At 49.0% G+C, this 18,791-nt stretch carries 20 protein-coding genes and 1 riboswitch; of the genes, 2 read left to right on the forward strand and 18 right to left on the reverse strand.

What is annotated here, in order from left to right; genetic code table 11:
* Positions 1-42: 42 nt before the first annotated feature.
* The 6 genes from G3255_RS12225 to G3255_RS12250 form a co-directional block, all read right to left on the reverse strand.
* Positions 43-393 (reverse strand): ArsR/SmtB family transcription factor, encoded by a 351-nt coding sequence (locus tag G3255_RS12225; protein WP_211654708.1) that lies wholly within the window; start codon positions 391-393, stop codon positions 43-45.
* 180 nt (positions 394-573) lie between these two features.
* The gene (locus G3255_RS12230) at positions 574-1,518 is read right to left on the reverse strand and encodes a cation diffusion facilitator family transporter (protein ID WP_211654709.1); all 945 of its coding nucleotides are present in this window, start codon (positions 1,516-1,518) and stop codon (positions 574-576) included.
* 146 nt (positions 1,519-1,664) lie between these two features.
* A complete protein-coding gene (locus tag G3255_RS12235) occupies positions 1,665-2,426 on the reverse strand; it encodes an STAS domain-containing protein (protein WP_211654710.1) in 762 nt (253 codons plus the stop codon).
* Positions 2,404-3,054 (reverse strand): cobalamin B12-binding domain-containing protein, encoded by a 651-nt coding sequence (locus tag G3255_RS12240; protein WP_211654711.1) that lies wholly within the window; start codon positions 3,052-3,054, stop codon positions 2,404-2,406. The genes G3255_RS12235 and G3255_RS12240 overlap by 23 nt, the downstream gene beginning before the upstream one ends.
* 4 nt (positions 3,055-3,058) lie before the next feature.
* Positions 3,059-3,427, reverse strand: a complete 369-nt coding sequence (locus G3255_RS12245) for a hypothetical protein (RefSeq protein WP_211654712.1) — start codon at positions 3,425-3,427, stop codon at positions 3,059-3,061.
* Complete coding sequence (locus tag G3255_RS12250) at positions 3,424-3,729, reverse strand: antibiotic biosynthesis monooxygenase family protein (protein WP_211654713.1); 306 nt, start codon at positions 3,727-3,729, stop codon at positions 3,424-3,426. The genes G3255_RS12245 and G3255_RS12250 overlap by 4 nt, the downstream gene beginning before the upstream one ends.
* 197 nt (positions 3,730-3,926) lie before the next feature.
* Positions 3,927-4,026: riboswitch (SAM riboswitch) on the forward strand.
* A 76-nt stretch (positions 4,027-4,102) separates the two neighbouring features.
* Here G3255_RS12250 and G3255_RS12255 point away from each other — a divergent pair.
* The gene (locus G3255_RS12255; RefSeq protein WP_211654714.1) at positions 4,103-5,227 is read left to right on the forward strand and encodes a methionine biosynthesis PLP-dependent protein; all 1,125 of its coding nucleotides are present in this window, start codon (positions 4,103-4,105) and stop codon (positions 5,225-5,227) included.
* On the forward strand, positions 5,220-6,392 hold the full coding sequence (locus tag G3255_RS12260) for an aminotransferase class I/II-fold pyridoxal phosphate-dependent enzyme (RefSeq protein WP_211654715.1): 1,173 nt from the start codon (positions 5,220-5,222) through the stop codon (positions 6,390-6,392). Before G3255_RS12255 ends, G3255_RS12260 begins: the two co-directional genes overlap by 8 nt.
* Before the next feature lie 143 nt (positions 6,393-6,535).
* Here the strand turns inward: G3255_RS12260 and ystJ are convergent, their stop codons facing one another.
* The 12 genes from ystJ to G3255_RS12320 all read right to left on the reverse strand — a co-directional run bounded on the left by ystJ (position 6,536) and on the right by G3255_RS12320 (position 18,785).
* A complete protein-coding gene (ystJ, locus tag G3255_RS12265; RefSeq protein ID WP_211654716.1) occupies positions 6,536-7,747 on the reverse strand; it encodes an NADP-dependent malic enzyme in 1,212 nt (403 codons plus the stop codon).
* A 123-nt stretch (positions 7,748-7,870) separates the two neighbouring features.
* Positions 7,871-8,806, reverse strand: a complete 936-nt coding sequence (locus tag G3255_RS12270; RefSeq protein WP_211654717.1) for a 3-hydroxyacyl-CoA dehydrogenase family protein — start codon at positions 8,804-8,806, stop codon at positions 7,871-7,873.
* A gap of 91 nt (positions 8,807-8,897) precedes the next feature.
* Positions 8,898-9,638 carry a hypothetical protein gene (locus G3255_RS12275; RefSeq protein WP_211654718.1) on the reverse strand — a complete coding sequence of 247 codons (741 nt, stop codon included), beginning with the start codon at positions 9,636-9,638 and terminating at the stop codon, positions 8,898-8,900.
* Positions 9,639-9,735: 97 nt separating this feature from the next.
* Positions 9,736-10,065 (reverse strand): hypothetical protein, encoded by a 330-nt coding sequence (locus G3255_RS12280; RefSeq protein WP_211654719.1) that lies wholly within the window; start codon positions 10,063-10,065, stop codon positions 9,736-9,738.
* 133 nt (positions 10,066-10,198) lie between these two features.
* Positions 10,199-11,341, reverse strand: coding sequence for a YeiH family protein (locus G3255_RS12285; protein ID WP_211654720.1), 1,143 nt, complete (start codon positions 11,339-11,341; stop codon positions 10,199-10,201).
* Between the two features lie 80 nt (positions 11,342-11,421).
* On the reverse strand, positions 11,422-12,627 hold the full coding sequence (locus G3255_RS12290) for an aminotransferase class I/II-fold pyridoxal phosphate-dependent enzyme (protein WP_211654721.1): 1,206 nt from the start codon (positions 12,625-12,627) through the stop codon (positions 11,422-11,424).
* Positions 12,628-12,659: 32 nt separating this feature from the next.
* Entirely contained in the window at positions 12,660-14,048 is a 1,389-nt protein-coding gene (locus G3255_RS12295; RefSeq protein ID WP_211654722.1) for a phenylacetate--CoA ligase family protein, read from the reverse strand.
* A gap of 37 nt (positions 14,049-14,085) precedes the next feature.
* On the reverse strand, positions 14,086-15,945 hold the full coding sequence (locus G3255_RS12300; protein WP_211654723.1) for a polysaccharide biosynthesis protein: 1,860 nt from the start codon (positions 15,943-15,945) through the stop codon (positions 14,086-14,088).
* Between the two features lie 36 nt (positions 15,946-15,981).
* Positions 15,982-16,674, reverse strand: a complete 693-nt coding sequence (locus G3255_RS12305; RefSeq protein WP_349291436.1) for a CpsD/CapB family tyrosine-protein kinase — start codon at positions 16,672-16,674, stop codon at positions 15,982-15,984.
* On the reverse strand, positions 16,616-17,404 hold the full coding sequence (locus tag G3255_RS12310; RefSeq protein WP_211654725.1) for a YveK family protein: 789 nt from the start codon (positions 17,402-17,404) through the stop codon (positions 16,616-16,618). Before G3255_RS12310 ends, G3255_RS12305 begins: the two co-directional genes overlap by 59 nt.
* Before the next feature lie 42 nt (positions 17,405-17,446).
* The gene (locus G3255_RS12315; RefSeq protein ID WP_249222118.1) at positions 17,447-17,869 is read right to left on the reverse strand and encodes a DUF4870 domain-containing protein; all 423 of its coding nucleotides are present in this window, start codon (positions 17,867-17,869) and stop codon (positions 17,447-17,449) included.
* Positions 17,870-18,092: 223 nt separating this feature from the next.
* Entirely contained in the window at positions 18,093-18,785 is a 693-nt protein-coding gene (locus G3255_RS12320) for a response regulator transcription factor (RefSeq protein WP_211654726.1), read from the reverse strand.
* Positions 18,786-18,791: the final 6 nt, after the last annotated feature.

The raw sequence follows: 18,791 nt of genomic DNA on the forward strand, positions 1-18,791 counted from the left end.
TCTCTATGTTTATTCAACGTGATGCCTTTTCCGTATCGACAATTACTCACAACGAATGCGTAATCCCTGCTCCACCAATCTCTCGATGCGCTCATCCTGGCTCGGAATGAATGCCAAGACTTGCATGAGCATATCGTATAATTCACTGTCCTGGTTCAATGAATAGAAAATCCATTGCCCCTTGCGTTTTTCCTTCACTAAACCGAGATCGCGAAGCTTGCGCAAGTGCTGGCTGATCGCCGACTGGCTGACGTTAAAGATTTCCACGAATTCACAGACGCAGCAATCGTTTTTTTCGAGCAATTTGACCATCGACAATCTCGTCTTGTCGCCTAATAGCTTCAGCACCATGCTCGCCTTGTCGATTTCTATTTCGCGCGCTTTTACTTCCATCGGATGATTCCCCCCGCTTCTAAACTTAGGTCTGGTTAAATACTGTTATGCCAAATACAGCATATCAGCATATGCTTATATGTTCAAGCAGTGGTCTGGATGATAAAACATATACAACACGTATTTTTTATAGAAAAAAGGAGCGGCATGTTCCCGCTCCTTACTGGTCGATTCTTTTCTTCATTGATGATGATGCCCTTCCGCCCCAGGTTCATCTTGCCCTTGGCAGCGAATCGAGTCGTCGTGGGGGTGGTCTTCGGTTTCCAATTGCACGGTGACATGACCGATTTTGAGCTCCAACAACGCTTGTTCAATGTCCCTGAGCACTTGTTGACTGCCTTTTAACGAGATATCTTCATTGATGACCACATGTCCCGACATGGCATTTTTTCCGCTGGTGATGCTCCACACATGAAGGTCATGGATGCTTTTCACGGCCGGCAGCGCTTCGATTGTCTGCGCTACTTGTTCCAAGTCGACATTTTTTGGCGTGCCTTCCATCAAAACATGGATCGCTTCTTTCGTCACGCGCCAACCGCTGATCAAAACGAGGATGGCGACGACTACACTCGCCAATGGGTCTGCCCACGCCCATCCGAAGAAAATGATCAAAAGGGCTGCCGTGATTGCACCGACCGACCCGAGCAAATCACTTAAGACATGCATAAAAGCGGCACGGAGGTTCAAGTTTTCTTTCGTATCGCCCCCGCGCATCAAAATCCACGCGACGAGGATATTGACGAGCAAGCCGATGACCGCAATGGCCAGCATCCCAGAAGTCGCAATTTCCGGTGGATCGGAAATCCGGTGGTAGGCTTCATAGAAAATATAAAGCGAAATCAATACGAGCGTTACTCCATTAAAGACTGCCGCTAAAATTTCAAAACGTTTATAGCCGTAAGTCTTCGTCTGGTCGGCCGCTTTTTCTCCGATGGAAAAGGCCAGGTAGCCGACGCCGAGCGAAATGGAGTCGCTCAGCATATGTCCCGCATCCGCGAGCAGCGCAAGGCTGTTCGTCAAGTATCCGCCAATCGCCTCGACCACCATATAACTGGTGATGATCAAAAAGGCGATCAATAATGTTTTTTTATTGCGGCTATGTGAATGATCATGTGATGATTCCATCGCCAACACCTCCGCTGCAGCTTCTTATAATTCTCTTCTCTATCTGTATTCCCGAAATATCGCCAAATATCCTATGGAAAACGAAACAAATATCCAGTCACTAGTCTTCCTAACCATAAAAAAACCGGCTCCCATGGCCGGTTTCATCAATGATTTTCTGAGGCTGTTGTCAGGACGGATTCCAGTGATGCTTCAAAACGCAAATTCATTTCCCGTTTCAACAGATGCAATTTTTGGGCATGCTCTGGTTTCACCCCGGTAATGACCGCATCAATCCCCATGACGCCTAAGGTCTGCACGAGTGATTCCAGGTAACTGACACCCTCTTGCGCCACCGTCCCCATCGCTGTCAAATCGACAACAACTGTTTCAGCTGCGTATTCGTAGATTCGCGTCACAATATGCGGGCGGATCGCTTCAACTTTTTTGGCATCCAAATTGCCGAACAACGGAATGAGCACATAGCCTGCCCCGATTGCGATGCATGGTGCGGAGAGTTCGCGAACTTTCTCCAGCAGCGCATCCGATCGTTCTTTTTCCTTGAGCAATTCATAATCCGTTTCTTTCAGGCGCCCCCGCAAGCGAATTAATTGCGCTGTGATCGCAGCCATTTGTTCATCTTTCGGCACCAGTACCAGATTTAGCGAAAAATCGCTGTCCCAACGGTAATAGACGTCTGCCAAGAAAAAGCCGGCCGCTGTGATGAAATTCAATTCGACAGGTTTTTTGCTGCCGCGGGTTTTTAAAAGCCGTTCCGCTTTGGAGCGGCTGCCTTCATCGAGCAAGTCAAAAAATCTCACTGGATTTCCAAAGAGCTGTTCTGCCTCTTGGGAATAGTCGACGACCGTAAAGCTATTGTTCAATTGAAAAGCCGGAAGCGGCCATTCAGCCAGTGGAGAGCGTGTCATCGTTCGACCCCTTTCCTGTGCGGATCCATTCGCGGAGCGCACCGAGTTCCCGGACGACGACCGCTCCTTTTATATGCAAATCCGCAAAGCTCGACAAGGTGACGGCCCTGCCGCCAATGAGGACAGCAGGCTTGGATTCCACTTGTGCAAATGCTTCTGCGTAGGTTTTCAAAACCGGCAAGCGGTGTGCGAGTGCGCCCGACAATGCAACAACATCCGGCTGCCAGTCACGAGTCGATTGGAGTGCTGAATCGAGCGGCAAATTCGGCCCCATATAACGGACTTCGTATCCCTCTTCGCGGAACATCGCAGCGACCATCTTGAGCCCGATATAATGCTCTTCGCCTTCCGGGCCAAAAATCATCGCCTTATTTCGTCCCTCTTTATTTTTATTGCGCAGTTCCGTAGCGGATAAGACAAAATCACAAACGGCGGTTGCCAAATGCTCTTCTGCAACTGAAATCTCATTTTGTTCCCATAATTCCCCGATGCGGTACATCGCCGGCGTCAAAAGTTCGCCGTAAAGCTGTTCATGCGAATGGCTTTCCAGGAAATCCTGGACATATTTCAAAGCTTCCTCTTCCTGTCCTTGCAGGAAAAGATCCGAAAGCTGTGTTGACTCGTTCATTTGATCAGCCCCTTTTATGTGGAGGGAGCTCCAATAACCGGACTGCGCGATCGAGGCAGCCCCGCATGAAATCTCCTTGCGTTGTTTCAGTATAGCGCGGCACAATTTCGATAAGCCGTTGAAAATTATCGATGATGAGCGCAGTTTCGACATTGCGGCTCACGAGCACCGTCTCGAGCCAGATGGCATAATCAAGAAAGGATTGTTCACTCTGCAGCTCCCAGGCCGTTTCAAGGTAATCCAAGTGGTGATGATTGTCTTTGACCGTGTGGGCATAGCCCCGATCTCCGAAACGTTCCCATAAGTTCGGGTACGCTTCGTAAATGCCGTCTGCCGTGACTTCCGCGATTTGCTGTTTTTGCTCCTGGTTCATTCGGCCACCACTTCGTATTGATGGACTTTCGGGACAATGCCCGCGAGTTCCTGATCAGGATAGTTCTTCTCCAAATCATGGATCTCCTTGAACTCCTGGCTCTTGACCCAATTCATATATGCCTGTTTGGATTGCCATTCCAAGTGGACGGTCAATTCATGGCGCTTTTTCGTGTTTTGGATCAGCCGGAATGAAGTGAAGCCTTCCGCCCGGTCAACACGGCGCGATCGTTTTTGATATATTTCAATGACGTCTTGTATTTTGTCTTCCGGTACAATGACGGTCGATGTGACGATGTACATAATTCAGAACCCCTTTGCAACTGACTTTGTATAAGCTGGGCAGGATAAAAGTATACCTCAGCATACCATTTCAGCTTCCGAAATAAAAGCGAGCGCATTTAGGGCATTTACAAGAGTATTTTCAATATTCCGCTTGTGTTTCGAAAGTAATTACCGTATGATGGAAAACATCAACCAACCACAACTATATAAAATGATTCTTATCGAGAGAGATGGAGGGATTTGGCCCTGTGAAGTCTCAGCAACCGGACATTGTCACGGTGCTAATTCCAATAGGTGCAGCCTAGTAGATGAGAAGATAGCATATACGGCAGGGGCTTTCTTCTTAACACAGAAGAAAGCCCCTGCTTTTTGATTTGAAAGGATGAGGATCATGACACAACATAGCTTAGAAACACGCCTGGTACAACTCGGCAACCGCAGCGACCAACGCACAGGAGCGGTTAATCCACCGATTTACCTTTCGACTGCCTACGAACATGAAGGCCTTGGCAAATCCACAGGCTATGATTACACGCGGACGAAAAATCCGACACGCCAGCTTCTTGAAGAGGGAATCGCAAACTTAGAAGGCGGCGACGCAGGCTTTGCGTGCAGCTCTGGAATGGCCGCGATCCAACTGGTCCTCTCCTTGTTCCGCCCGAACGATGAAATTTTGCTTCCTGAAGATATTTACGGCGGCACGTATCGTCTGCTGGAACAATATAAAGAAAAATACCATATCCGTCCCGTATACGATCCCTTCGTCGATCCGAAAACGGCCGAAGCGAAAATCACTGACAACACAAAAGCGATTTTCATTGAAACCCCGACCAACCCGTTGATGCAGGAAATCGATCTGGGATTGTACGCACAACTGGCAAAACGCCACGATCTATTGCTGATTGTCGACAATACCTTTTTGACGCCTTTCCTGCAGCAGCCGCTCACAATCGGCGCTGATATCGTACTCCATAGCGCGACCAAATACATCGGTGGCCATAACGATGTGCTTGCTGGGCTAGTCGCCGCAAAAGGCGAGGATTTATGCGAGCAGCTTTTCAACGCCCATAACTCAGCCGGCGCAGTGCTGTCACCGCTCGATTCCTGGCTGTTGATCCGCGGCTTGAAAACCTTGCCGCTGCGCATGCGCCAACACGAAGCGAACGCTAAAGAACTCGCCCGCTTCCTTGAAACTCAAGAGACCGTGACAGACGTACTATACCCTGGAAAAGGCGGCATGCTGTCGTTCCGCCTGCGCGAAGAACAATGGGTCGGAAAATTCCTCGAGAGCCTGTCGCTCATCACATTCGCCGAGAGCCTCGGTGGTGTGGAAAGTTTCATCACGTATCCTGCGACGCAGACCCATGCCGATATGCCGATTGCAGAACGGACGGCACGAGGCGTCTGTAACCGCCTGCTCCGCTTCTCTGTAGGCGTCGAGCAGGCAGAAGATTTGATCGCTGATTTGTCACAAGCCCTGGCCAAACTGGAAAAGGAGGTCGTTTCCCATGAGTGAACGACGCGAGACGAAATTGATCCATTCAGCAGGCATTGATCCATTAACAGGCGCAGTCAATGTGCCGATCTATTTATCATCGACTTTCCACCAAGAAAGCATCGATTCGTTCGGTCCGTTCGATTATAGCCGCTCCGGCAATCCGACGCGCAAATCACTTGAAGAAACGATCGCCAAACTTGAAGGCGGCGCGCGGGGCTTGGCCTTTTCTTCCGGCATGGCAGCCATCTCATCGGCCTTTATGCTATTGAAAGCCGGCGACCATGTACTGGTCTCAGAAGATGTTTACGGCGGCACTTATCGCTTCATTACGGAGGTGCTGGAAAAATTCAAAGTCGATTATACATTCGTCGATATGACCGACCTCGGCGAAGTGGCCGCAGCGTTCCAGCCGAACACGAAAGTAGTTTACATCGAAACGCCTTCCAATCCCGTCATGAAAATTACCGATATTGAAATGGCTGCGAAACTGGCGAAAGCAAACGACGCCATGACATTCGTCGACAATACCTTCATGACGCCGCTTTACCAAAATCCGCTTGAACTCGGCGCGGATATTGTGCTCCACAGCGCGACGAAGTTCCTCTCCGGCCATAGCGATATCACAGCTGGCCTTGCGGTGACAAAAGATGCTGGCCTCGGCGAACAATTGGCATTTATCCAAAACACATTCGGATCTGTGCTCGGCGCACAGGATTCCTATACATTGATCCAAGGCATCAAAACGCTCGGCGCCCGCACAAAACAATCCGGCGAGACGACCGCACGCATTGCCGAGTATCTGCATAGGCACCCGCTTGTCGAAGAAGTCTATTATCCCGGCTTCTCGTTTCATCCCGGAAACCCTATCCATAAGCGTCAGGCTAGCCACGCAGGTTGTGTGCTGTCATTCCGCCTGGCGGATAAGGACGCCGCCCGCATTCTCGTAGATGCTTTGGAAATTCCTGTGTTCGCCGTCAGCCTCGGTGCGGTCGAATCGATCCTGTCCTATCCGGCCACGATGTCCCATGCCGCCATGCCACCCGCTGAACGTGAAAAGCGCGGCATCACCGATGGGCTTCTGCGCTTCTCCGCAGGGCTTGAGCATCCCGATGACTTGATCAACGATTTCAGCCAGGCACTCGAAAAAATCGCCATTGCCAAAGGGCTCAGCGTCGCTGATTAATTTTGTTCATTCAAAAAGACCGTCCCACTCGTCATCAAGCTAATGAGTCGGACGGTCTTTTTTTCATGCCTTTGCATCATACGCCACTAAACCTAAGAAAGCCTGAATTCCAGGGGGAGGGAATTCAGGCTTTCTTCTATTTATTATAAGACAATCTGCTGGGCAGGCTCTTTGAGCGATACTTTGGCAACGCCCGTTTCTTCGGCAGCCCTTGCGACTGCTTCAGCGACCGCCTGTGCCACACGCGGATCGAACGGCTTCGGTATCACATAATCTTCGTGAAGTTCATGGGTGGCGATCAAGGCGGCGATCGCTTCGACTGCTGCGATTTTCATCGCGTCATTGATGTCACTTGCTTGTACATCAAGGGCGCCGCGGAACAATCCGGGAAACGCCAGCACATTATTGACCTGGTTGGCAAAATCGGAACGTCCTGTCCCGATGACCCGTGCACCGGCAGCTTTCGCAGCATGCGGCAAGATTTCGGGATTCGGGTTCGCCATCGCAAAGATGACCGGATCTTCATTCATCGAACGCACCATGCTTTCCGTCAATGCGCCTTCTGCTGAGACGCCGACAAACACGTCAGCACCAGCGATGACATCCGCCAACTGCCCTTGTTCCATGTGATAATTGCTCATTTCTGCCACTTCCGCCTTGAAGGGATTCATGCCATTCGGGCGCCCGTCGTATATCGCGCCTTTCGTGTCACACATGACGATATGGCCAAACCCGAATTTCGAGAGCAATTTGACGATGGCGATGCCTGCTGCACCGGCGCCGTTGACAACCACTTTCACGTCTTCGATTTCCTTTTCAACCAACTTCAACGAATTGATCAGCCCGGCAAGCGTGACAATCGCGGTGCCGTGCTGGTCATCATGGAACACTGGGATGTTCATCTCCTGTTTTAAGCGCTGTTCCACGACAAAGCAAGTCGGGGCGGCAATGTCTTCCAAATTGACGCCGCCGAAGCCTGGCTCGAGCAATTTGACGGTTCGGATGATTTCTTCGGCATCTGTCGTATCCAGGCAGATCGGGAATGCATCCACACCGGCAAATTCCTTGAACAATAAAGCTTTTCCTTCCATGACCGGAAGCGCTGCTTGCGGGCCGATATTGCCGAGCCCAAGCACGGCGGTGCCGTCTGTAATGACCGCTACCGTATTGCCTTTCATCGTGTAGTCATGCACTTTGCTTGGATCGGCATGAATTTCACGGCACGGCGCAGCGACGCCAGGAGAGTAGGCGAGGCTCAAATCCCTCTCGTTTTCCACAGTCACTTTTGAACGAATCTCCAATTTCCCTTGATGCCTTCTATGCAAGTTCAGCGAATCGTTTTTCAGATCGGTCATTTGCCTCATCTCCCTTTTGATTATAATTGTTTATTATATCCCCTCTTCATTAAATTGAAAGACTTTTCTTATAATTCTGATTAATTTCAGACTTTAGGCTGATAGAGAAAGAGTGAGGTTCCATCACTCTTTTTCCATATCCTGTTTGAGGAAATAGATCAACGCTTCTTCCCGCTTCGCTTGCACAGCTTGAGATTGCGCTTCCGGCCAGTCGTAGAAACCGCTCCCTGTCTTTGCCCCGAGCTCGCCGTTTTCTGCTAGTCCACTCAGTGTGCGTCCCGGTTTCTGGTCCGTCGATAGGTCTTCGAACAGATAATCAGAAATCGCATAAAAAATGTCCAAACCGCCGAGATCTGCCGTCTGAAGCGGACCGGTTACCGGCAAGCGCCTGCCGATGCTATATGTGACAGCTGCATCAATATTTTCTTTCGATGCCACTCCCGCGTCCAGCAAAGCCTGCGCTTCACGGAACAAGGCAAACTGAAGCCGGTTTCCGATAAAGCCCGGTAATTCTTTTTTCAATAGCACCGCTTGTTTGTTCATCCGTTCGATAAGCTCTTTCGTTCGCTGCAAAGTTTGTTCATCGGTCTTCTCTCCGCCGACGATTTCCACGAGTGGAATTAAATGTGCCGGATTCCAGAAATGCGTCAGCACAAAACGTTCAGGATGCTTCATCCCTTCAGCAAGAGCAGTCGGCATCAGCCCTGAGCTATTGCTCGCAATGATTATATCGTTGGCTACAAGTTCCTCCAGCTGCCGATAGAGTTGATGCTTCAGTGCCATGTTTTCCGGGACGGCTTCGATGATGAATTCCGCCTCTTTCACGGCTTCTTCCAAGGAAATTGTGAACGCAACACGTTCCGCTATCTCTTTTTCCTGCTCTTTACTGATCAGTTCATGATCTGTCATAAGGTGTAATTTTGCTTCGAATCCTGCTCTTGCAGATTTTACATCACGTGCGTCGATTCCGAATATTTTAACCGATAACCCGCTCCAGGCCGCTGACAATGCAATCGAATGCCCCATTGTCCCCGCTCCGATAATTGCGATATTCTCCATCTCAATCCTCTCCTTCATGTAATAAAAATATTCCTCTATATAAAGCCAAAAAACCCGCTGCATGAGCGGGCTTATCAGCAATTCCATCTGTTCACTTCACTTTTTCAGCGAGTTTGATTGAGGCAAGTGTAGAAGTGATTGCCAGTTCATCGGGATCATCTAAATTTGCCTGGAATTCACGTTTCACTTCGCCATAGCCTTCGACAAAATAATTCCGGTTGACCGAGCCATCTTCTTCTGCCACGGATTCAAGGACAAAGACATCATTGAAATTTTGGTAAGGTGTCTCTAAGCTTGTGCCGGTTTCAATAACCGTCGCATCTCCGATTTCCTGCCCCTCTTCGATTGGGAATTCAAGATAAGTCGAAATTACTTCCAAAGCTTCCAATTCCTCAAAGCTTGCTGTGTACTCATCATAAAACTCACCTTCTTGTTTGACGAGTTCAATGCGGTCATCGTGCAAACGATAGACTTTGAGTACAACAGTCCCGCCATTATCTTCGTAAGTTGCGACATGATTCGCTTCCATATAATCGGTTTTCAATGTAAACTCTGCAAACTCATTGCCATTTCCCTCAAATCTTGCAGTCGACCCATCTTCTAGAAAATAATCGTACGGATCGACAGCGGCCTCTTCGCTATCATGGCTGTCTCCGCTAGTGTTCTCCGCTGGCGTTTCTTCTGTTGCCGTTTCTTCTGTTGCCGCTTCTTCCTGAGCGGAATCTTCCTGAGGCGCCTCTTCTATAGGTTCCTCTGTCACCGTATCCTGCGTCCCGCAGCCAGCTACCGTAAGCACGAGTGCCAGCCCTCCTAAACCAAGGTGATATTTCATCAACTCTCCTCCTTTTTAAATAATCGTTCTCTAAAAAAAGAATATTCAGTTATTTAAAAACAGAACTGAATGAAATTCCCTTGTTCTATCCAGCTGATTACAGATGGAGTGAATCGTGGTAAATCGGCTTCAGGTGGATGTCGTATTCTTTCCGCACTTCGTTTAGATCGTAAATATGCCCAGGAAGTTCCGGATCTTCAAGCTTTTCGATTTGCTCATGCACCAGATCCGCAAAATAGACGCCGACGGCCACGCCTTTTGGATATTTACTCTTCACTTTAGCCACGAACTCATCCGTCAGTTCTTGATTGAAAGCATGATAAAGCGCTGCGTTCACCACGGTCAAAGAATCTTTCGTCGCATACGAAACGACATAATAATTGCCATAATCGTCTTTCAAAAGATCACGTTCAGCTTTTATATCCATTCTCTTCTCCTCCTTTAAACACTATTACTTTTCCATACCCTTGAGAAGCTTGGCGAAAACAGTTTCACCCGGATCTCTGAAACCATAAAAAAATCACCTGGACGCCTTTTAAAGGCTCACAGGTGATTTCTACTCAATACGCCAGTTGTACCAAATCGCCGAACAGCGAAATGAGCAATAAACTGACCGTTCCAACGGAGATGGCTGCAATCAAGCCGATATAAAACGGCTTCATTCCCATTCCGCGGAATATTTTTAAATTGGTCGATAACCCGACCCCCGCCATCGCGAGGCCGAGCATATATGTCGAGCCGAAGGAACTCCAAAAGCTGTAGAACTCTTCCCAACCTGACGCTCCGAAGATGCCGAACGCCTGGCCGCCTGACGCAAGCGTGGCATCCCCTATAGTGCGGAGAAGCGACAGCAGAAGAAATCCAAGAATGAAGAACGGAAATAGTTTATACCATTTCGGCATGTTTGCTCCGTCCTGCCCTTCACTCCGGAAGAATAAATATGCGATAAGCGGGATGACGGCGATGATGAACAAATTGCGCGTCAATTTCGTAATGGTCGCCACATCAAGTGCAAGCGTTGAATTATACATCTGTTCGTACATTAAGGCTGCACCCGTCACTTGCGCTGTGTCATGTATGGCAGTACCAAGAAATAGCCCGGCTTTAATTGGCTCATCTGCAAAAAAGAAATGGGCGAGATATGGATAAAACAACATGCCCACTAGCCCGAAAACCGTAATATTGGCGATGGCATACGATATTTCATTTTCTTTTGCGCGGATTACAGGCGCTGTGGCCATAATAGCAGTCACGCCGCATATTCCTGTTCCATTCGCGATCAGTGCCCCAAGCCGGTTGGACTGGCCGAAAAGTTTCGTGAAGAATAAAGTGACGCCGATGCCGACGGTGATGCAAGCTATGATGAGCGGCATGCCCCAGGCACCGAGCGTCAAAGCTTCCGTTAAGCTCAAGCGCAGGCCAAGCAGGATAATGCCCAAACGCAATGCGTATTTGACCGCAAAACCGATACCGCTAATGAAGATTTCCGGCAAGCCGGTGGTATTGCGGATAATGATGCCGATCAGGATCGCCACAAAAATCCCGGATACCGGGCTTTGCCCGCCTTCCGGCAATAGACCGGTCGCACCGAGTGCAGCGCCGATCAAATCCGCTCCATAAATTCCTGCCCATATAACCAACAGACAAAGGGCCAGGCCTGGAAGCAGCCTGACCATTCGCTGTTTTTTTGTGTTTTCATTCACGCTCATCTGCTCCTTGCGAACTGTCTTTTGATTTCGTACTAATCGTACCACCAAAATGCAGCTTCGTCTAAGAACGGCATTTAGCCCAATATTTTTTCAAGCAGCTGGATGATGCGTTGTTGCTGTTCCGGTTGCAAGTCTGATCCCGAAGGCAAGCAAAGACCTTCTGCAAACAATTTTTCACTGACAGCCGTCTTGCCATGCGGGTTATGTGAATAGAACTTGCAGCCTGCAAATAAAGGCTGCAGATGGAGTGGCTTCCAGACACGGCGTGATTCGATATTTTGTGATTCCAGCCATTCACGGATGTAATCAGGCGATCGGTCGGTTCGAGACGGATCGAGCAGCAGGACTGTCAGCCAGCGGTTCGAGCGGGTGCCTTCAAGTTCGGGCTGAAATTTTACTGCTTCGTATTTGCCGAGCGCTAAAAAATAGCGGTTGAAGACAGCTCTGCGGGCCGAAACGCGCAGCTCGATCGCTTCGAGTTGCGCACGCCCGATTCCTGCCAGCACATTGCTCATCCGGTAATTATAGCCGACCCGGCTATGTTCATAGAACGGCGCATCGTCTTTCGCCTGCGAGGCGAGAAATCTCGCTTGCGCTACGCCTTTGCGGTCGTTCGACATCAGCATGCCGCCTCCGGACGTCGTGATGATCTTATTGCCATTGAATGAATAAATGCCGTATGTTCCGAGACTGCCGGTTTTTTTCCCTTTATAGGTGGATCCGAGCGATTCCGCTGCGTCTTCGATGATCGGTACCCCATAATGATCGCAAAGGGCAGTGAGTTCATCCATGCGGGCGCTTTGTCCGTAAATATGTACAATGATCACCGCTTTTGGAAGTTTGCCCTCTTGTTCTGCCGCTGCGAATGCTTTTTGCAGCGCCCACGGAGACATATTCCACGTTTCTTCTTCCGAATCGATAAATACGGGCTCCGCCCCAGCGTAGAGGATCGGATTGGCACTTGCCACAAACGTCAAACTCGAACAGAATACACGGTCTCCTTTTCCGATCCCCAGCAACTGCAGCGCCAAATGAATCGCGGCAGTCCCTGAAGATAAAGCAGCTGCTGCCTGTGTCGTGGCATACGCTGCCATCTCCGCTTCGAACTGGTTGACATTCCCTCCCATTGGCGCAATCCAGTTGGACTCGAACGCTTCGCTGATATACTTCTGCTCATTCCCTGTCATGTGCGGGGCAGAAAGAAAAATCCTATCGCTTGTTTCTTTTACCGGAACTGGAAACGGCACAACCGATGCTCCTGTATCCTGTCGAATGTTCATGTACAACAGCCTCCTCTTATTCATCAGCATGTTCAGTCCATGCCGTAATCGTTTTGGCAATTTTTGGGAAATTGCAGATTATTGATAATCAATCCGGCAGACCCTATTTCTTCTGCCTGTTTATTCGAGCGGCCTCTCACCGTAAAACTCATGTCTTCGCCGAATATGCCGGCCATTTCCTGGACAATGTCTTGCTCAAGTTTTTTAGAGACCATTTCGGTTCCGCTAAGCCAGATTTCAATTGCATCTACTGAATTTTGGATAAATTGCATCGAAGGCGCTGCTTGCTGGAATTTCTCCTGCACAGTCGCCAAATACAAACTGGTCACCCGGCCCCTGCTCCTGGATTGCAAAAAAGCAGAGATTGGCTGAAGTGGCTTGCGGACCACCGGATGAACGCTCCCGCATGGGCAAGGGCAATCTACTGGCATCCACTGATCTTTAATCTTTAGCCGGATCAGTGGCGTCCCTTTTGTATGGAAGCGGGTCAAGAGTACTTCGCCTTGCTCTGTAAACTCCATCACCCCTGTCCGCATATTGAAATGCAGATTCCCAGCTGCGCATTCCGAGAGAAATGGTGAGCGTTCGGTTTTCATGGTCCACAGGCGGACAGAACAGCCGAACGCGCTCTCGATTTCCAATCGCTCGCTGTCCGACAATATCTCCGTTTCCACAAAAATGGCAATGGGCTGAAAATCCAGCAACAAGCGATGATCGTTGATGAAACGGGCAAGCGTGAGAATCGCTTCAGATAAACCGTCGACAAAATCAGGACGGAAACCATTCAGGTTGCGCACCACTGCCGAAAGATACGGCTCCGTGCAATGATGAGCTGAATACAGCCGCTGATTGAGATAATAAATATCACGCCAGAACGCCCCTTGTGTTTGGCCGCGTGGAACAAAATCACCTTGGTAGAATGTCGCACGTTTCATCTCCAAGTTGATCGCGCCATGCTGCTTTTTGAAATGGTCAACTGCTGCCGTTTGTTTTTGCAGATCCAAATTGGTCAGCCATAAACGGGGCAACGGGCCTTCTCCTGAAGTTTTGTGTACTACTTTTTTATTCGCAGTAAATTTCATGCGGATTTCGTTAATCCGTTCATTGAAAAGTTCTTCTTCGATGAATGGAAGCTGCCGCAAATCGCTGGCAACTCGAATATCAGCCAAATTACTCCCATACAGTTCCTGATAAAATGCACTATGCTCGGCGGAATGGCGGAGCAGCGAGCGCAGTTCCAGGTCCTGGTAGCGCTCTTCTGACTGTCGGTCATTCTCGTTCATGCCAGAAAGTTGATGGAGAAAGCGGTAATAGCCCATTCCGTATCGTTTTCGTGAATTGGCGTATTCGCGGAAACTGAGCAGCAGATTTTGGAGGTAAACAGGAGAATTCCCATACAGTTCCGTTGATAGCAGTTTCACTTGGCATCCCCCCTGCGCTTGTAGGAAGCAACTTTAATCAGGCCAATCCTCCTTCGATTTTCCATTCTTCTTGCCATACCGGTTCTTTCGTTTTTTCTTCTTTCGGCCGATTCGCGAGTTTCAATAAGGTATCGCGGATATCCTGTTCTTCCATTTCAGGAAGCTTCTTCAAAATTCGGCTGATTTCAACTTGGCTGATCGGAGTGGCTTTTCCGATATGGATTTTTGCAAACACTTTTTCCGATTGGATCTCACTCGGATCCAGCAGTTCTTCATAGAGCTTTTCACCAGGTCGCATGCCCGTGTACTTGATTTGGATTTCATCCTCTTCAAAGCCGGATAAGCGGATCATATTGCGTGCCAAGTCGACGATTTTTACCGGTTCTCCCATATCCAATACGAACACTTCACCGCCTGAGGCAAGCATGCCAGCCTGGATCACCAGTCGAGATGCTTCCGGAATCGTCATGAAATAGCGGGTCATTTTCGGGTCGGTGATGGTGACTGGGCCGCCTTTAGCGATTTGTTCGCGGAATAGCGGTACGACACTGCCTCTCGACCCGAGGACATTGCCGAAACGCACTGCAGCAAATGTGGTATCGGAAGACACCGCTAAGTTTTGGACGATCATTTCCGCGAAGCGCTTGGAGGCTCCCATAATATTCGGCGGATTGACAGCTTTATCGGTAGAAATCATAACGAAGTTGCCAACCCCGTGGCGATCTGCCGCTTCTGCGACATTCTTTGTCCCGAAAATGTTATTTTTCACCGCTTCAAGCGGATTTGCTTCCATCAAAGGCACGTGCTTATGGGCAGCTGCATGATAAATGATATCCGGCTTGTATTTGCCGACCATTTCGAAGATCCGTTCGCGGTCCTGGATATCGGCGATGATCGGGACGATATCGATTTCTTTCGGCACTTTCGCCCGCAACTCACGGTCGATTGTGTAAATCGAGTTCTCGCCATGGCCGAGCAATAGGAGTCGTGCAGGTTTAAATACACTGATCTGTCGGCAGATTTCCGAACCGATCGATCCGCCGGCGCCGGTGACCATGATGCTCTTGCCTGCAACCTTTTCCGTTAAAGCTTCCATATCGAGCCGGACCTCTTCGCGGCCGAGAAGATCCTCGATTTTCACGTCCCGGATATCGCTGACTTTGACCTTCCCGACCATCAAATCTTCAATTCGCGGAATGGTCTGTACTTTAATGCCGGTTTCAATGCATAGTTTTGTCACTTCCGCCATTTCCCTTTTCGACAGTGATGGAATGGCGATGACAATTTGGTCAATCTCGTTGTGGACAGCTAAGCGCGGAATTTCTGAAATCGGCCCCGCCACTCCTAATCCAAAAATTTCCAACCCCCATTTTGTACGGTCATCATCGATGAAAAGAATCGGCTTTCTGCCCCATTGTGGATTCTGCTTCATCTGCCGGACGATCATGCGGCCAGCTTCCCCAGCCCCGACAACAATCGTTCGGCTCAATTGGCCTTCACTTTTGCGCGGCTCGCGTTCATGATAAAGCCGGAATGAAAAGCGCGATGCCCCAAGAAATAGAATGAGGAACATCCATGTCAGCGCCAGGATCCGTACGAACACCCCGCCCGTTTGGATATATTGCATGACCGTCGCCACGAACATTGTCAAAGTGACTGCTTTAACGATTGATTTCAATTCATGGACCGAAGCATAAGCCCATACTTTCCGGTAAAGCCCGTAATGCCAGGCAAAAGAATGATGGGCAATAAACAAAGTGATTGTCATGAGCAATAGCAGCCGGTTCGACATGATGTTGTCGAATGGCAGCAAAAACAAATAACAGAGATACGTGGCTGAGAGGATGATCAGCGAGTCGATTATGAACAATGATGTATAGCGTTTTGTAATCGTCATGTCATTAGCTCCTTCACATCGCGCAGGCAACGCTTATTAATTGTAGTCATGGCTGTAATAATGGTCCTTGCTGAGTTTGTAGTTATTCATCACGACTCCAACGATATAGGCTCTAGAAGTCGCTAAACTGTCGCGCGCCTTAATTGCGCTTTGCTTTTCGGTTTTCCCAGTATTGACGATGAGCACTGTACCGTCGCATTTATTCGCGAGGATTTTGGAATCTGTCACGGACAGGATTGGCGGTGAATCGAAAATGATCAAATCGTAGCGTTCCTTCATCTCAATGACCAATTGATCCAGCATCGGCGAATCCAGCAGTTCTGCCGGGTTGTGTGGAATCTGCCCTGATGTCAACAGTTCCAGTCCGCGAATGCCGCTGTCGCGGACACTTTGCTCAAGCTCCCCTTTTCCGACCAACAAATTCGACAAGCCAATATGATTGTTCAAATTGAAGGTATGGTGCAGTGTCGGTTTTCGCATATCGGCATCGACCAGCAGCACCTTTTTTCCGGATTCAGCAAAAACGATCGCCATATTGGCTGAAGTCGTCGATTTCCCTTCTTCTTTCGAAGCGGAAGTGAACAATAAAGTTTTCATTTCATTCCCAGGCAAGGAAAAATTGATGGTCGTGCGAATTGTGCGATATTGTTCGCTGATCACCGAGTTCGGCTTAGTACGTGCTACCAACTTTCGGGCGAGCGGCCGTTTTGACGCTGTCTGATTCAACATTCTCATCCAACTCCATTCTGTCAGTATGTTTCGATGGTTTATCGATTCTGTCCAAGTCGCCGACCGGGCTCACTACGCCAAGCACTTGCAGGCCAAGCAATTCATCGATATCTTCTTCCGTACGAACTGTCGTGTTCAATTGATCGAGGACGATCGCCAGGCCTGTGCCAAGCATGAAGCCGATAATCGCGCCCACTGCCATATTGAACAGAGGATCCGGCTTGACTGGCTCAGGGCTCGCTGGCATCGTCGCTGGCGCCAGGATGCTGACATTGTCGACACGCATCAAATTGCGGATCTCCTGTTCAAATACTTTGGCGGTCGTATTGGCAATCAACACCGCCTGCTGCATCGATCCATCTTCAACTTCCAGCGTCACGACTTGTGAATCTTCAATGCTCGACACTTCGATCCGCTCATTCAATGATTGCACCGTTTCGTCTAATCCAAGCTCATCGATGACTTCTGTCAAAATCGCCGGGCTCTTAATGATGACGTTATAGGTGCTGATCAATTGCAGGTTCGTATCGATGTCTTGCATGCTGAATTCCTGGGCATTTGCTGGTGCTTTATTAACCAGGATCTGTGTCGATGCCTGGTAGACTGGTTTCATCCATAAATAACTGACAGCTGCCGCAATGGCGACGAAAGCGACCGTCATCGCAATGATGAGCGGCAGGCGTTTCTTCAGGTTCTTGAAAAACTCTTTCATATTGAATGTACTTTCCATGTCTTCACCTCATATCCCCATATACGGGGTGATTTTGCTTGTTCAATGGAGCTGTTTTTCTGCAAAGCGCCCGATGATCCATAGACGCATCGCCTTTCCGTTATGTGCATTCAACATGAGGATGATCCACAACACCAAGCCAATCGGCATCAATAGAACTTCGGCCACCCATCCTGTCATCGGCATCATGCCGGCTGCTGTAAACAATGTGAAAAAAAGAATCGAGACGTATACAGACTGGAAAGCGTGGTAACGGACGAAACGATTTTCCCGCTCAACAATCAGCAGGATGAACCCTGAGAAAAATCCAAGCAAATACGCAAGCGATCCTGCAACATTTTCCGAAAGGCCCAGCCCAGTGATGGGAGGCTGTGTACTCGGCGCTTCCCGGCTCTGCTTAAAGACGGTCTGCTTCTCAAAACTGATAGGCGGTTCATTCGTCATTTTGATTTTGTTTTCAATCATCTGCTTTTCCTCCTTGAGATCTGTCTTCCTATCTATTACGACCCATACTAAAGAGAGCAGGTTAAAACAAAGTTAAATAGTTTCACTAGTTTTATTTATCTAATAAATTAATTTCCGGTGGCGCTTTTGTCCTGCTCGCATGCAAAAAGACCCGCAAAATTTCAGCAAATAAAAAAACCGACCGCTTTTGCCTGTTTGGCAAAAACGATCGGCCTTCCCATTTTCAATTCGTGAACTTATAACCGAATCCACGGACGGTCTGGATATAGCGCGGGGTGGCAGGATCGTTCTCCACTTTCCGCCGCAGATTGCTGATGTGGACCTTGACGGTTTGGACGTCGCCTTCCGAATAATAACCCCATACCTGGTCGTATAATTGTTCGGCTGTCCAGACGCGGTTCGGTGTTTGGGCCATCAAGAGCAATAATTGAAATTCTTTATGGTAGAGTTTCACCGGTTTGCCTTTCACATACAGTTCGCGTGAATCGACATGGATATGGAGATCCCCAAATTTCAGGATCGACAGTTTGTCCTCCTCCCCACTCTTCCAACCGTTGCGGCGCAGGATCGCTTTGACGCGCGCTTCCAATTCCGTAAAATCGAACGGCTTGGTAATGTAATCATCGCCGCCCACTTCCAGCCCTTGAATTTTATAGGCTAGTTCTTTTCGGTAACTGACGAAAAGGATCGGTGTCTTGGTGCGTATTCGGATTTTCTCGCATAATTCCAAGCCGCTCATGCCAGGCATCTCGATATCCAGCAAGATCAAGTCCGGGTTTTCTTTCGACAGCACATCCATCGCCTCATAGCCATCTTCGGCCTCGATGATTTTATAGCCTTTTTTCACCAAGAACAAACGCATCAACTCGCGGATGCCGTCTTCGTCTTCAACAATCAATACAGTCGCACTGTTCATGAAGAT

The organism is Planococcus sp. MSAK28401, from assembly GCF_018283455.1.
In the GTDB taxonomy this organism is placed as follows: Bacteria; Bacillota; Bacilli; order Bacillales_A; family Planococcaceae; genus Planococcus; species Planococcus alpniumensis.

Bases quoted from the DNA above. Each gene is read 5' to 3' on its own strand.
- G3255_RS12290 (WP_211654721.1), bottom strand. From the start codon at position 12,627: ATGAACATTCGACAGGATACAGGAGCATCGGTTGTGCCGTTTCCAGTT.
- G3255_RS12280 (WP_211654719.1), bottom strand. From the start codon at position 10,065: ATGGATATAAAAGCTGAACGTGATCTTTTGAAAGACGATTATGGCAAT.
- G3255_RS12240 (WP_211654711.1), bottom strand. From the start codon at position 3,054: ATGAACGAGTCAACACAGCTTTCGGATCTTTTCCTGCAAGGACAGGAA.
- G3255_RS12275 (WP_211654718.1), bottom strand. From the start codon at position 9,638: ATGAAATATCACCTTGGTTTAGGAGGGCTGGCACTCGTGCTTACGGTA.
- G3255_RS12270 (WP_211654717.1), bottom strand. From the start codon at position 8,806: ATGGAGAATATCGCAATTATCGGAGCGGGGACAATGGGGCATTCGATT.
- G3255_RS12230 (WP_211654709.1), bottom strand. From the start codon at position 1,518: ATGGAATCATCACATGATCATTCACATAGCCGCAATAAAAAAACATTA.
- G3255_RS12320 (WP_211654726.1), bottom strand. From the start codon at position 18,785: ATGAACAGTGCGACTGTATTGATTGTTGAAGACGAAGACGGCATCCGC.
- G3255_RS12235 (WP_211654710.1), bottom strand. From the start codon at position 2,426: ATGACACGCTCTCCACTGGCTGAATGGCCGCTTCCGGCTTTTCAATTG.
- G3255_RS12300 (WP_211654723.1), bottom strand. From the start codon at position 15,945: ATGACGATTACAAAACGCTATACATCATTGTTCATAATCGACTCGCTG.
- G3255_RS12225 (WP_211654708.1), bottom strand. From the start codon at position 393: ATGGAAGTAAAAGCGCGCGAAATAGAAATCGACAAGGCGAGCATGGTG.
- G3255_RS12245 (WP_211654712.1), bottom strand. From the start codon at position 3,427: ATGAACCAGGAGCAAAAACAGCAAATCGCGGAAGTCACGGCAGACGGC.
- ystJ (WP_211654716.1), bottom strand. From the start codon at position 7,747: ATGACCGATCTGAAAAACGATTCGCTGAACTTGCATAGAAGGCATCAA.
- G3255_RS12310 (WP_211654725.1), bottom strand. From the start codon at position 17,404: ATGGAAAGTACATTCAATATGAAAGAGTTTTTCAAGAACCTGAAGAAA.
- G3255_RS12250 (WP_211654713.1), bottom strand. From the start codon at position 3,729: ATGTACATCGTCACATCGACCGTCATTGTACCGGAAGACAAAATACAA.
- G3255_RS12305 (WP_349291436.1), bottom strand. From the start codon at position 16,674: ATGTTGAATCAGACAGCGTCAAAACGGCCGCTCGCCCGAAAGTTGGTA.
- G3255_RS12260 (WP_211654715.1), top strand. From the start codon at position 5,220: ATGAGTGAACGACGCGAGACGAAATTGATCCATTCAGCAGGCATTGAT.
- G3255_RS12255 (WP_211654714.1), top strand. From the start codon at position 4,103: ATGACACAACATAGCTTAGAAACACGCCTGGTACAACTCGGCAACCGC.
- G3255_RS12315 (WP_249222118.1), bottom strand. From the start codon at position 17,869: ATGATTGAAAACAAAATCAAAATGACGAATGAACCGCCTATCAGTTTT.